Genomic DNA, 12538 nt, shown 5'->3' with positions numbered 1-12538 from the left:
CCTCGTCGGGGGAACTCGGGAGGGAGTACGGCGGCGGACACCGCACGGCGCCGTCGTCCGACGGACCCGCCCGCGAGGTCCCGGAAGTCCGCGTGCGTGAGGCGTACGCGGGCGACGGCAGGTCTTCGGACTCGTGGGCGGGTCCCGGGAGCCACGGGTGTGGCCGGGATGCCTACCGGTCGTCGCTTCCCGGGACCCGTTCGACCGGGGCCCAGTGCGTGATGACGACTTTCGTTCCCACTTACCGCTGCGGGGCAGTTCCGGATTCGCACCGGATTCCCTCTTGCGACACCCGGAATCGGTCGAAGCCGGGTGAACCGTTCGCAAGGGCAGCCTAACCAGGGCGCCTCGACCGTCGAGCGAGGGGGCCGGGACGGGCGCGCCGAGGGTCGCGGCGGCCGAGTGAGGGGCCACGGCGGGAGGACCGGCTCGGGTCCGGGCAGGGTCCCGCGCTCGGGTACGTGCCCACCCTTACCCGCTTCGCGCCGTGCCCGCCTACTCCGCGCGCTCCGGTACATGCCCACCCCGCACCCGCTGCGCGCAGCGGCCGCCTACTCCGCGACCAGGATCTCCAGCCCCACGTCGCGCAGCGCGTCGAGCGCCTCCGCATCGGCCGCGCCGCTCGTGATCAGCAGGTCGATGTCCGCCAGCGGGCACACCTCGGCGAGTTCGACCCGGCCCAGCTTCGAGCCGTCCGCGACCACGACCCGGCGACCCGCGGCTCGCAACATCGCGCGTTTGGCCTCGGCCTCGGGCAGGTTCACATTGGTGATGCCCCCGGTGGGATGCACGCCGTTGCAACCGATGAAGACCGTGTCGGCGTGGATCCGCTCCAGAATGTGGTCGCCGAGCGGATTGATCAGCGAGTGCTGCAACGGCCGCAGCGTGCCGCCGGTGACCACGACCGAGAACCGCGGGATCGCCCGTTCCAGCTCCAGGGCGATGGTCAGCCCGTTGGTGAACACCACGAGGTCGCGCAGTTCCTCGCGGTCCACCAGCGCGCGGGCCACGAACGTGGTGGTCGTGCCCACGTCCAGCACCACGCTCTCGGACGGCGACACCAGTGCCGCGGCCGCCCGCCCGATCAGCGTCTTCGCCGGCGACGCCGAGGTCAACGCCTCCTCGAAGGACGGCTCCACCCGGGGGTCGCGGCCGGTGAACATCGCGCCGCCGCGGACCCGGCGCAGCCGGCCCTGCCGCTCCAACACCTCCAGGTCGGCCCGGACCGTCACCCGCGAGATGCCGAACGCCTCGGCCAGGTCGGTGACCTTGGCGAAACCCCGGTCCGCGATCGTCGCTGCCATCCGGGCGCGGCGGCCCTCGGCGGGCAGTCCGTCGGTGTCGTCGTCAGGCATGGGCAGCATCTTGCGGACACCTTTCGAAACTTGTCAAACCGCAGGTGACCCCCGGTCGATCCCGCCAAATGGCAAGCCTGCCGGCATCTTTCCTTTCTCATTGACAAGTTTTGGAAAGCTTCGCAAAATGAGCGCATGAAGAAGACGCAGGCCGTCATGGCCGACGGTCGCGAGATCGTCTACTACGACACCCGGGACGACGCGGTGCGCACCGCCGTCGACCACCGCGATCTCGCGCCCGTGGTCAGTGGCTCGGAGATGCGCTACGACCGACTGCTCGACGAATGGGTCATGGTCGCCTCGCACCGGCAGACCCGGACCCACCTGCCCGCCGCCGACGCGTGCCCGCTGTGCCCGTCCACGCCCGAGCGGGCCACCGAGGTCGCCGAGTCCGACTACGAGGTCGTCGTCTTCGAGAACCGCTTCCCGTCCATGTCCGGCTCCTCCGCGGCCGACGGCGGTCCGCCGGCGGGCCCGGAACCCGGCTGGGACCACGCCCCGTTCCCGCGCCGACCGTCCGGCGGACGGTGCGAGGTGGTGTGCTTCACCCCCGAGCACGACGCGTCCTTCAAGGACCTCACCCCCGAGCGCGCGCGCCTGGTCCTGGACGCGTGGACCGACCGCACCGCCGAGTTGTCCGCGCTGCCCGGCGTCGAGCAGGTGTACTGCTTCGAGAACCGCGGCCGGGAGATCGGCGTGACGCTGCCGCACTCGCACGGGCAGATCTACGCCTACCCGTTCGTCACCCCGCGCACGGCCGCGATGATCGCCACCACGACCGCGCACCGGCACCGCACCGGCCGCAACCTGTTCGACGACGTGCTGGCCGACGAGCGCGCGGACGGGTCGCGGATCGTGGCCGAGGGCGGGCACTGGACGGCGTTCGTGCCCGCCGCCGCGCGCTGGCCGTACGAGGTGCACCTGTACCCGAACCGCCGGGTGCCGGACCTGCTCGCGCTGGAGGAGGCCGCGCGCGCCGAGTTCGGCGCGATGTACCTGGACCTGCTGGGCCGCTTCGACCGGCTGTTCGACGGCGAGCCCGCGCCGTACATCTCCGCGTGGCAGCAGGCGCCGGTCCGCTCGGGGCGCCAGGACTTCGCGCTCCACCTGGAGCTTTTCTCGATTCGCCGGGCACCGGGCAAGTTGAAGTACCTTGCCGGGAGCGAATCGGGGATGGGTGTGTTCATCAGCGACGTGCCGCCGGAGACCGCGGCGGCACGACTGCGGGAGGTCGGCGAATGAAGCTCATGGTCACCGGCGGCGCGGGCTACGTGGGCAGCGTCGTCGCCGCCCACCTGGTCGCGGCCGGCCACGAGGTGGTGGTGCTCGACGACCTGTCCACGGGGCATCGGGACGCGGTCCCGGACAAGGCGCGACTCGTCGAGGGCCGGGTCCAGGACGCCGCCGAACATCTGGACGCCTCGTTCGACGCCGTGCTGCACTTCGCCGCGTCCTCCCTGGTGGGCGAGTCGGTCACCGACCCGGCCGAGTACTGGCACAACAACGTCGGCGGCTCGCTCGCGCTGCTGGACGCGCTGCGCACGCACGGCGTCACCCGCTTCGTGTTCTCCTCCACCGCGGCCGTGTACGGCGCCCCCGAGGTCTCGCCGATCACCGAGGACGCGCCGTGCGCGCCGACGAACCCGTACGGCGCCTCGAAACTGACGGTCGATCGCCTGATCACCTCGTACTGCGCCGCGTACGGCCTGCGCGCGGTGAGCCTGCGCTACTTCAACGTCGCGGGCGCCCACGGCCGGTACGGCGAGCGGCACGCGACCGAGACCCACCTGATCCCGCTCGCGCTCCAGGTGCCCAACGGCACGCGCGGCTCGGTCGCGCTGTACGGCACCGACTACCCGACGCCCGACGGCACGTGCGTACGCGACTACATCCACGTCGCCGATCTGGCCGACGCGCACCTGCTCGCGCTGGACGCCACCGAGGCGGGTGGCGCCGCGACCGGGCACCTGATCTGCAACCTCGGCACCGGCACCGGCTTCTCGGTCCGCGACGTGGTGGACGCGGTCCGCACCGTGACCGGATGCGCGGTGCCCGCGCACGAGGCGCCGCGCCGGGCGGGTGATCCGCCGGTCCTGGTCGCCGCCGCCGACCGGGCGCGCGACGTGCTCGGCTGGCGTCCCACCCGGACCTCGCTCGAGGACATCGTCGCGGACGCGTGGTCGTTCCTGCGGGACGGCGAGGCCGTGCGATGAGCGAGTTCCGTGTCGAGGGCGTCTGGGCGGCGCCGGGCCGGGTCAACGTGATCGGCGAACACACCGACTACAACAACGGGTTCGTGCTTCCGATCGCGATCCCGCACACCGCGCGCGCGGCGGTCGGGCGACGTACGGACGGCCGACTGCGGCTCGCGTCCGGCCATGCGGGCAGCGAATCGCTCGACATCGCGATCGAGGACCTGGCGCCCGGCGCACCGGCCGGCTGGGCCGCGTACCCGGCGGGCGTGTTGTGGGCACTGCGCGAGGCGGGACACGAGGTCGGCGGCGCCGACATCCGGATCGACAGCGACGTGCCGGTGGGCGCGGGGCTGTCCTCGTCGGCGGCGCTGTCCTGCGCGGTCGTGCTGGCGCTCGACGACCTGTACGAACTGGGCCTGGATCGCGTCGGGCTGGCCCGCATCGCGCAACGCGTGGAGACCGACTTCGTGGGCGTCCCGGTCGGGATGCTGGACCAGATGGCCTCGCTCGGCTGCGTCGCGGGCCACGCGTTCTTCCTCGACTGCCGCGATCTGACGGGCACTCATGTCCCGTTCGACTGCGAGGGGGTGGGGCTGCGTCTGCTGGTGATCGACACCCGGGCCCGACACGCGCTCGTGGACGGCGGGTACGCGGAACGGCGGGCCTCCTGCGAGGAGGCGGCAGGACTGCTCGGGGTGCCGTCGCTGCGCGAGGTGGCCGACCCGGACGCGGCCCTGGCGGCGCTGCCGGACGGGCCGCTGCGCCGTCGGGTGCGGCATATCCTCACCGAGAACGCGCGGGTGCTGCGGGTGGTCGAGGCACTGCGGGCCGGCGACGTGCGGGCGATCGGGCCCGAGTTGACCGCGTCGCACGTGTCGATGCGGGACGACTACACGATCTCCTGCCCCGAACTCGACACCGCCGTGGACACGGCGCTGGCCGCGGGCGCGCTCGGGGCGCGGTTGGTGGGCGGGGGCTTCGGCGGCTCGGCGATCGCACTGGTCGACGCGGATCGGTGCGCGGCGGTCGCGGACGCGGTGGAAAAGTCCTTCGCGACCCGGGGATTCACCGCTCCGCGCTTCTTCCAGGCGGTGCCGTCGGCGGGTGCGCACCGGGAATCCTGACCGCTCCCGGGCCCGCCCGGGAGCACGAGGGCGTCGACCCGGCTGCCGCTCCCGTCGTGTCGGCCGGGCTCACGTCACCTCGGCCGCGGCCGCGCGGAGCAGAGGCCGGACTTCGTGCGCGGTGCGGCGCATGACGGGCAGGAGCGCGGCCGGGGGCAGCCGGGCGGGCTGGGTGTGGCACAGGAGCTCGGTGGCGTGCGGATAGCCGGGGTCCGCCCGCAGGGACCGGGCCACGGTTTGCGGGGTACCCGTGTACATGTTGCCGATTGCCAGGTAGTCGGTCGGCGTGAAATCGACCGGGAAGCGGCCGGCGGCTCGGCCCCGGGTGATCCACGGGATCAGCCGCTCGGTCAGGACGGTCGAGGCGCCGGGGTGCACCGGACGGGAGAGGGCGACGCGGGTCGGGGTGTACCGGGCCAGGTGTTCCGCCGCCTCGCGGTCGCCCGGGAGCGGGCCGGCGGGGCCGCTCGAGCGGCGGCCGGAGAGGATGCCGAGGCCGCGTTCGACCGCCCACGCGATGCCTTCGGGACTGCCCGTGCCGAGCCATATCCGGTCGCGCAGGGTGGGTGCGGACGGGACCAGGTCGGCGCCGGTCAACAGGTCGAGCACGGTGTCCACGGTCTCCCGGAGCCGGGCGTGCCGAACCTGGTACGGGACGCCGAACGCTTCGAACGTCGCGGGGTCGGAGCCCGCCCCGAGGCCCAGTTCCAGCCGGCCGGCGCTGAGTGTGTCGAGCGCGGCGGCGTCCTCGGCGAGCCGGATCGGGTGCTCGGTCGGGGCCACCACGACGGCCGTACCGAGACGGATCCGGGTGGTGCGTTCGGCGATCGCGGCGAGCAGCACGAACGGGGAGGGCGCCGACGCGCCCTGCGCGCCCAGGTGGTGTTGCGCGACCCAGAACGAGTCGTAGCCGAACTCCTCTGCGGCGACCGCCAGTTCGATGGTCTCGCGATAGACCGCGCGGGCGTCGTCGCCGGCTCCGGCCACGTGGGTGAGGAAGCCGAGCCGCACGCGTGTCATCCTTCCGAGCCGCGAAACGCCCCGGTGGCATTCGCGGGATCGTCCGTTTTCCACCCATCCCAGGGCGATACCGATCCTAGGACGTGACTTCGCCGTCCTCGCCGCCGGCCCCGCCGGGTTCGTGCTCCCCACCCGCCGGGTCCGTGGGCCGACGTCCCGGTCCGCGTAGCGTTGGCGCCATGAGCAACCTCGATACCCAACCGACCCTGACCACGTGCGGTGGCCGGGCCGACGTCCCCGGCGCACCCGTCCACGAGTTGCTGAAGTCCCGCGAGGTGCCGCTGGGCGAGAGCCACATGGTCCGCCGGCTGCTGCCGAGCCTGGGCCGGCGGATGATCGGCGCGTGGTGCTTCGTGGACCACTACGGCCCGGACGACATCGCGGACGCGCCCGGCATGCAGGTCCCGCCGCACCCACACCTGGGGCTCCAGACGGTGAGCTGGTTGCGCGAGGGCAGCGTGCTGCACCGGGACAGCCTGGGCAGCCTGGCCACCGTGCGACCCGGCGAGCTGGGCCTGATGACCTCGGGCCGGGCCATCTCGCACTCCGAGGAGTCCCCGCGCGAACACGCCCGACTGCTGCACGGCGCGCAACTGTGGGTCGCGCTGCCGGACGCGCATCGGGGCGTGGACCCGCACTTCGAGCACCACACCGAGCTCCCGGTGGTCGCCGGCGGCGGACTGACCGCCACCGTGATCATGGGCACGCTGGACGGGTCCACCTCGCCGGGCACCACCTACAGCCCGCTGGTCGGCGCGGACCTGACCCTGGCGCCGGACACGGACGTACGGCCGCCGCTGGAGCCGGACTTCGAGTACGCGGTGATGTCGATGTCCGGCGAGGCCGAGGTGGACGGCGTGCCGCTCGCTCCCGGCGGGCTGCTGTATCTGGGCTGCGGGCGGACCTCGCTCTCGATCCGGTCGACGAACGGAGCCGACCTGATGCTGCTCGGCGGCGAGCCCTTCGCCGAGGAGATCGTGATGTGGTGGAACTTCGTGGCGCGCACGGGCGAGGAGGTCACCGCCGCGCGCACGGCGTGGGCGAACGGGTCCGACTTCGGCACGGTGAACGGCTACGACGGGCCGCGGATGGACGCGCCCGCATTGCCGTCCGTACCGCTGCGGGCCCGGGGTCGGGTTCGCTGACGTCGAGGCGGGGTGTCGAGGCGGGTGCCGAGGCGAGGTGCCGACGCGGGGTGTCGGTGCCCGATCCGGCCTCGTCCTCGATCGGGCACCGGATGGGCCGGGCCGGACCCCGCGTCGGGTCCGGCCCGGCCTCGGGTCGGCGTTGCCGCCCGGGTCAGCCCTTCGGCGTCGCGAAGACGCCCGGCGGGAACGCGCCGTTGGCCAGGGCAGTGCCGGTGAGCATCGCGGCCAGGTCGGTGAGGCGGGCGGTGTCGGTGTCGCCGAGGTGGTGGAACGGGGCCAGGCCGAGGCGATCGGTGCGTTCCTCGACGGAACGACGCAACTCGCGCCCCGCGTCGGTGAGCGCGCCGGCCGCGTCGACCAGGCCGCGCGTGGCCAGCCGGTCGCGGGCCGCCTCCCACTGCTCGACGGTCCAACCGCGATTGCCGATCGCGAACTCCGGGACGAACCCGCGCCCGGTCGCGGTGTGCGTGAACAGCGCCTCGATGCCGTCCAGTTCGGCCTCGACCAGGGCCACCAGGTGCCCGTCGCCGCGATACTCGCGGATCAGCGTGGCGGCGTGCCACAGCGCGACGTGCGGCTGCACCGCCGGGTCGGGCGGGTCGAGTTCGGCGTGCGCCGCGTACAGCGGCCGGGCCTCCGGACCGCCCGCCCACGCGCAGGACAGCGCCAGTTCGGCCGCCTCGCGCAGTTCCGCCGAGCGCACCAGGTCCTCGCCGAGGACCCGGCGCAGCGCCTGGTCGACCACCCGCAGTCGCGCCGCGTATACCGCCTCCGGCGTGGCCAGCGCCCATGCCGCCGGGATGTGCCGGCCGATCAGCACCGGGCTGAAGTTGTAGAAGGTCGCCCGGACGGTGGCCGCACCGACCGCCCCCATCGGCGCGGCCCGGGACGCGAAGTAGCCCATCCGTCCCTTCCGCAACCCGACCGCGACGAACTCGGAGTCGGCCTCGGGCGCGAAGTAGACCAGCGAATGCAGCGGATTCAGTACGGTGTGGCAGCGCCTGCCGGTGCGAGCATCCATGCCCCGACCGTAACCATCGGCGCGGGGCCGCGACAGGGCACGGTTGCTGTCCGCGACCGGTCGCAGCCGTGCGCGGCGACCGTCAGCGGATGCCCGCGACGGTGCGCCGTGCGGCCTCGACGATCTCGTCCAGGTGACCGCCGTGCGCACCGTGCCAGTACACCCGGTCGCACGCGCGGCATCGGGCGAACGCGTCCACCCGGTCCAGCGTGCCCGCCTCGACCTCGGACTCGACCTCCTCGCGCGTCGCCGCCCGCAACTCGCCGTTGCACGCCGTACAGCGCGTCCAGGGTGCGAGCGGCAGCGCGAACCGGCGGAGCAGGTCGTCGAGTTGGCCGTCCGCGCGGATCCCGTACACGTACGCGCCGAACCACAGGTTCTTGCGCCGGAGCAGACCGCGGTCCTGGGTGAGCAGCACCCGCCGCTCGGCGTTGGCCTGGATCACCAGGGTCGGGTCGTCGCAGTCGTTGTGATAGGCCGTGTCGATCCCGATCAGACGCATCCGACGGGCCAGCGCGCCGAGGTGCACGTCGAGCAGGAAGCGCGGCGGCGCGTCGGCGAATTCCGGGATGGCCTGCGGGCGCCGGATCGGCAGCACGTCCACGACCTCGCCGCCGGCCGGTCGATGCCCCGGCCCGACCTCGCGACCGTCCACCAGCAGCGCGCCGACCTCGGGCAGCGGCGGTCCGGCGGATTCCACCAGGTGCCCGAGGGTCGAATCCCCGTCGGCGGGGATGGTCACCGGCAGTCCACGCAGCCTCGGCGGCAGGAACTGTTGCAACTCGGCGGGGATCTGAAGCAGCACGTCCGATCGATTCACCGGGCCAGCATCGCATCGCGCACCCCCACCGCGCCCGGGGTTTCCGGGGCGATCTCGCGGTCGCCGGAGCGTGTCCTCGATCCCCCGCCACCGCCCCGCCGGCCGATGCCGCGCGCCTACCCGACGCGCGCCGACGGGGTGACCCTCCCCCGCGTGGAAGCCGTGGAATAACCGGTCGTCCCAATGCCTTGAAGCAGCCATCGGGACACACTTCGAAACTCCGGGAGGCGTCCATGGCTCGCAGTGAGCTTCGTCCGATCGTGAAACTTCGGTCCACCGCCGGGACCGGTTTCACCTACGTGACCAGAAAGAACCGGCGCAACGACCCCGACCGGATGAGCCTGCGCAAGTACGACCCGGCCGCCGGAAAGCACGTACTGTTCCGCGAAGAGCGTTAGGCAAGGCTTCGAGCGGAGCGACAGGCCGGAGGGAATAACAGCCGGCGGAATGTCGACGCGAAACAGCCGGACCGCAGGGGCCGCACATTACCATGGGTGTGCGGCCCCTGGTCGTGCTCGATTTCGCTATCCGCCCGATTCCGGTTCGTCTCTCGCGTCCGAACCGCGTTCGACCAGGTCGTCCCACAGGCCCAGGCCGCGCAGCACCTCCACGCCACGCGGCCCGGACGCGGCAAGGCCGGCCACGATCGCCTTCCGTAGTTGATTGCGCTCGAAGTCGTCGGCGTCGCCGAGCAACGCGAGCAGTTCGGTACTCAGGGTGGAATCCGCGGCCGCGGCCGAATCACGGCGATCCAGGTGCTCCACCACCGCCTCGATTCGATCGGGAAACCGGGTCAGCCAGTACGCGATCAGCGCCTTCGGCCCCTCTCGAATCAGCGCCTGGTGAAAATCCAGCCGCATTCGGGTGAGCCGCTGTCGCTCCTTTTCCAGAGGCACCGCCCAGCGCGCCTGGTCGAGCGCGTCCCGGATATTGTCCGGAATCGGCTCGGCAAGCAGGATCGCGCCCGCCGGGCGATAGCCGAGTCCGTATTCCGCCAGCACCGTCGGCTGAGCCGCCACAAGATCGAGTTCGTCCTGGACCCGGCCCTCGTCGGCGTCATGCGACACGGCCATCGCCTTGCGGATCCGGTTCTCCACGTCACGGCGAATGAAGGCGACCGCGTCCACGGGGCGAAGACGCGCGACCGTTGCGGGGTCGTGCACCCACCAGTGCAGCTGTACCTGCACCCGACAGGCACGCTCGCCGTCCGGTCCGGCCCGCAGCTCGAACTCGCGGATGTCGGCGAACTCGCGTACCGCCACCCACCACAGCTCGCGCGCCTTGCGCACCTCCGCGAGGGTCGGTCCCGGCTTCGCGCTCGACGGGACCACGAGCACATGATCGGCGCGCGACCCGAACCGATGGCGAAGGTAGGTCAGGATGCGCGAGCCGGTGGCGGGCCGGACCAGGGCAATCCGGTCGTCGGTCATGCGCTTGCTCCCCCGTTCGCTCGGGTCGGCGGCTCCTCGAACGCGGTGATGGCGGGTTCGAGCACCTTGATGTCGATCACGCCGCCGTCGGGCAGCCCCCGGTGGGCCAGCCGGGTCAGGTCGTACGCGAGGCGTTCCAGTCCGTGGCCGCGGCCACGGCCGGTGCGAAACAGCAGCACGAAGGACGCGCGCAGCGCCGCGGCGCGGGTCGAGGCGCCCCGCGTGGTGCCGAGCAGTTCGGTGAACAGCCGGGCCACCACCGGGTATGCGTCCCGATCGCACACCGCGTGCCGGACCACGGCCAGGAATCGCTCGCCGGTCAACAGTTCGCCGTCGGCGTCCTCGCCGACCAGGACGGCCGCCACCTCGGCGGCGGCCCGCGCCTCCTCCCAGTCCTCCACCCGTTCCAGCACCGACTCGGCGCGCATGCCGTCCCGGCACAGCGCCGCGAGACCCTCCCGGGCCGCCGCCGCCACCGCGCGATCCCCCGTCCGGGCGAGCCGGAGCAGATCCGTCAACGTCCGGCCGGGATAGACCGACGCCAGCCCCGGGTACGCCCGGGCCGCCATCAGTCGCAGCCCCGAGCGGGTGGTGTCCCGACTCCAGTCCGCCAACAGGCGCCGCACCTGGGTGGCCACCACCGCGTCCTGGGCCGCCGCCCGCAACGCCGGCACCGCCATCGCGCGCCTGGCGTCGTCCCGGACCCAGCGCAGCACCGGCGCCAACGGCCGGTGCCCGCGGCCGGTCGCGATCAGGTCGCCCACGGCGCGCGCCGCGACCCGGTGGACGTCCGGCGGATGCCGCGGGGTCGCGGCCAACCAGTCCAGCAGCGGGTCGCGCAGGTCCGGGTAGGCGTCCCACACGTGCGCCCGAACCGACGCCGCCCAGTGCGGTCGGTCGAAGGCGACCACGTCGAGCCGGTAGCGGGCACCGTCACGCGTCGCGTCGGCGGCGATCGTGGTCGCGTCGATCAGGTCCAACCGGGCCGCCCGGGCCCGTGGCGGCCAGTCCTCGGCCGGTTCCTCGGCCCCGGTCGGCAGCCGCTCGGTCAGCGTCTCGCGCAGCGCCCCCGCGCGCTCGGTGACGATGCCGTAGTCGTGCCCCTCGAAGACCGCCGCCGCGATCATCAGCGCCCAGTCGGCGCGCCCGGGATGCGCCCGCAGCCAGCCGGCCACGGCCGCGTGGTCGCGATCGCGCAGCACGTTCAGCACCTCGGTCCTGGTGAACCTGCCGTCGGCCAGATCGGCCAGGTCGCCGGCGACGGCCGAGGCCCGGTCCGGACGGCCCCCGTCGGCACGCACCAGTTCGGCGATGTCCTCGTCCACCAGGTCCAGGTGGCGGCGCTCCCAGTCCCGACCCAGGTGGTGGGCGAGGTGGCTGTGCAGCACCTGGAGCGGGTCGGGACGTTCACACGGCACGTGCCAGGGTGCCCACAGGGCGAGCACCGGGGCGGTGGCGACCGCGGTCACGACGAGCACGCTGTCGCGTTCGACCAGGCGACCGCGCAGCAGTTCGAGGTCGTGGCGGGCGTAGCCGGCAAGCGGGTCCGCGGCGGCGGAGTCGACCACATAACCCCGGCCGCGCTGGATCCGGTGGGTGGTCAGGTCCTCGTCCGGGTCGAGCGCGATCACCTTCCCGGCGTACTGGTCCTGCATCAGGTGCAGGGCCAGTGTGCGCTTGCCCGACTCCGCCTCGCCGGTGAGCAGGATCAGGTGGCGGGCCATCATGCTGCGGGCGCGCAGGTAGCCCTTCGGCGGCACGAACGTGCGCCGGACGAACTCGCTCTCCTCCGGCCAGATCGGACCCTCGCGCGCCTGCCGCAACCGGCCCGCGCTGCCGGGGCCGGCCCCGGAGGTCAGGTCCGCGAACATCCGTGCGCCGAAGACGTGCGTCCCGGTCGTGCCGTCCAGGTTGACGATCACCGTGCCGGCCGCGTCCGGACGCACGAGGTCCTCGTCCGGCCGGTCCGTGTCCAGCCGGTCCTCATATCGCCCCTCACCATCCGCTCGGTCCCGGTCGACCTGTGCCGGGTCGATCCGCCGCTCGGACCGCAGGGGTCCGGCGGCGCCCTCGCGCGGCGGGACGGCGCGAGCCGAGGCGGCCGGGTCGAGCGGCCGCTCGTCGGGAAGGCTCATCTCACACGCCCCGGGCCGAGCCGCCGACGTGCGGCTCGTCGTCCGGGTCCCGGCGGTGATGCGTGAACCTCTCGGTATCCACGGCGAACAACGCCCGGATCGACGGTATGTCGGACACGGATTCCCCCTTCGGCGAGCGTGTGACCACGCTGGGTTCGACGGGTCCACCGTGCCGCAGCCGCGCCCGCGGCGCCGCGCACTTCCGCCTTCCCGTGCCGGGGTCGTGGCGCGGCAACCGGCCCGGTCGCCGACGGGTGTCCCGGAAATCATTCGACAGCGGCCCGGTGTTT

At 73.1% G+C, this 12538-nt stretch carries 11 protein-coding genes and 1 riboswitch; of the genes, 5 read left to right on the top strand and 6 right to left on the bottom strand.

Features of this window, described 5'->3' with window-relative positions:
* Nucleotides 1–98: 98 nt before the first annotated feature.
* A riboswitch (cobalamin riboswitch) is annotated at nt 99–337 on the bottom strand.
* A gap of 214 nt (nt 338–551) precedes the next feature.
* Nucleotides 552–1355: a DeoR/GlpR family DNA-binding transcription regulator gene (locus ACIRL2_RS22955; protein ID WP_395863069.1), complete on the bottom strand. Its 804-nt coding sequence runs from the start codon at nt 1353–1355 to the stop codon at nt 552–554.
* A 135-nt stretch (nt 1356–1490) separates the two neighbouring features.
* On the opposite strand from ACIRL2_RS22955, the gene galT reads away from it, so the two are divergent.
* Genes galT through galK form a run of 3 tightly spaced genes read left to right on the top strand, consistent with a single transcriptional unit; the run spans nt 1491 to nt 4674 of the window.
* A complete protein-coding gene (galT, locus tag ACIRL2_RS22950) occupies nt 1491–2597 on the top strand; it encodes a galactose-1-phosphate uridylyltransferase (RefSeq protein ID WP_402234244.1) in 1107 nt (368 codons plus the stop codon).
* A gap of 5 nt (nt 2598–2602) precedes the next feature.
* Complete coding sequence (gene galE / locus ACIRL2_RS22945; RefSeq protein ID WP_402234318.1) at nt 2603–3568, top strand: UDP-glucose 4-epimerase GalE; 966 nt, start codon at nt 2603–2605, stop codon at nt 3566–3568.
* A complete protein-coding gene (gene galK, locus ACIRL2_RS22940; RefSeq protein WP_402234242.1) occupies nt 3565–4674 on the top strand; it encodes a galactokinase in 1110 nt (369 codons plus the stop codon). The genes galE and galK overlap by 4 nt, the downstream gene beginning before the upstream one ends.
* A gap of 69 nt (nt 4675–4743) precedes the next feature.
* Here the strand turns inward: galK and ACIRL2_RS22935 are convergent, their stop codons facing one another.
* Nucleotides 4744–5685, bottom strand: coding sequence for an LLM class flavin-dependent oxidoreductase (locus ACIRL2_RS22935; protein ID WP_402234240.1), 942 nt, complete (start codon nt 5683–5685; stop codon nt 4744–4746).
* Nucleotides 5686–5873: 188 nt separating this feature from the next.
* On the opposite strand from ACIRL2_RS22935, the gene ACIRL2_RS22930 reads away from it, so the two are divergent.
* Nucleotides 5874–6839 carry a pirin family protein gene (locus tag ACIRL2_RS22930; protein WP_395863077.1) on the top strand — a complete coding sequence of 322 codons (966 nt, stop codon included), beginning with the start codon at nt 5874–5876 and terminating at the stop codon, nt 6837–6839.
* A 154-nt stretch (nt 6840–6993) separates the two neighbouring features.
* On the opposite strand, the gene ACIRL2_RS22925 is transcribed toward ACIRL2_RS22930, so the two are convergent.
* Both ACIRL2_RS22925 and ACIRL2_RS22920 read right to left on the bottom strand, forming a co-directional pair.
* Nucleotides 6994–7863 carry a hypothetical protein gene (locus ACIRL2_RS22925; protein ID WP_402234238.1) on the bottom strand — a complete coding sequence of 290 codons (870 nt, stop codon included), beginning with the start codon at nt 7861–7863 and terminating at the stop codon, nt 6994–6996.
* An 82-nt stretch (nt 7864–7945) separates the two neighbouring features.
* Nucleotides 7946–8683, bottom strand: a complete 738-nt coding sequence (locus ACIRL2_RS22920) for a Mut7-C RNAse domain-containing protein (RefSeq protein ID WP_402234236.1) — start codon at nt 8681–8683, stop codon at nt 7946–7948.
* Between the two features lie 233 nt (nt 8684–8916).
* On the opposite strand from ACIRL2_RS22920, the gene rpmG reads away from it, so the two are divergent.
* On the top strand, nt 8917–9081 hold the full coding sequence (gene rpmG, locus ACIRL2_RS22915) for a 50S ribosomal protein L33 (protein WP_395863083.1): 165 nt from the start codon (nt 8917–8919) through the stop codon (nt 9079–9081).
* A 126-nt stretch (nt 9082–9207) separates the two neighbouring features.
* On the opposite strand, the gene ACIRL2_RS22910 is transcribed toward rpmG, so the two are convergent.
* Nucleotides 9208–10113: a hypothetical protein gene (locus ACIRL2_RS22910; protein ID WP_402234234.1), complete on the bottom strand. Its 906-nt coding sequence runs from the start codon at nt 10111–10113 to the stop codon at nt 9208–9210.
* A complete protein-coding gene (locus tag ACIRL2_RS22905; RefSeq protein ID WP_402234232.1) occupies nt 10110–12248 on the bottom strand; it encodes a hypothetical protein in 2139 nt (712 codons plus the stop codon). The genes ACIRL2_RS22910 and ACIRL2_RS22905 overlap by 4 nt, the downstream gene beginning before the upstream one ends.
* Between the last annotated feature and the right edge of the window lie 290 nt (nt 12249–12538).

It is taken from the genome of Embleya sp. NPDC127516 (genome assembly GCF_044765325.1).
Classification (GTDB): domain Bacteria; phylum Actinomycetota; class Actinomycetes; order Streptomycetales; family Streptomycetaceae; genus Embleya.
The sequence above is the reverse complement of the archived record's forward strand: the minus strand, read 5'-3'. Positions and strand labels throughout refer to the sequence as shown.

Excerpts from the sequence above, each read along its gene's own strand:
- ACIRL2_RS22955 (WP_395863069.1), bottom strand. The coding sequence starts at position 1,355 with ATGCCTGACGACGACACCGACGGACTGCCCGCCGAGGGCCGCCGCGCC.
- galT (WP_402234244.1), top strand. The coding sequence starts at position 1,491 with ATGAAGAAGACGCAGGCCGTCATGGCCGACGGTCGCGAGATCGTCTAC.
- galE (WP_402234318.1), top strand. The coding sequence starts at position 2,603 with ATGGTCACCGGCGGCGCGGGCTACGTGGGCAGCGTCGTCGCCGCCCAC.
- galK (WP_402234242.1), top strand. The coding sequence starts at position 3,565 with ATGAGCGAGTTCCGTGTCGAGGGCGTCTGGGCGGCGCCGGGCCGGGTC.
- ACIRL2_RS22930 (WP_395863077.1), top strand. The coding sequence starts at position 5,874 with ATGAGCAACCTCGATACCCAACCGACCCTGACCACGTGCGGTGGCCGG.
- ACIRL2_RS22925 (WP_402234238.1), bottom strand. The coding sequence starts at position 7,863 with ATGGATGCTCGCACCGGCAGGCGCTGCCACACCGTACTGAATCCGCTG.
- rpmG (WP_395863083.1), top strand. The coding sequence starts at position 8,917 with ATGGCTCGCAGTGAGCTTCGTCCGATCGTGAAACTTCGGTCCACCGCC.
- ACIRL2_RS22910 (WP_402234234.1), bottom strand. The coding sequence starts at position 10,113 with ATGACCGACGACCGGATTGCCCTGGTCCGGCCCGCCACCGGCTCGCGC.
- ACIRL2_RS22905 (WP_402234232.1), bottom strand. The coding sequence starts at position 12,248 with ATGAGCCTTCCCGACGAGCGGCCGCTCGACCCGGCCGCCTCGGCTCGC.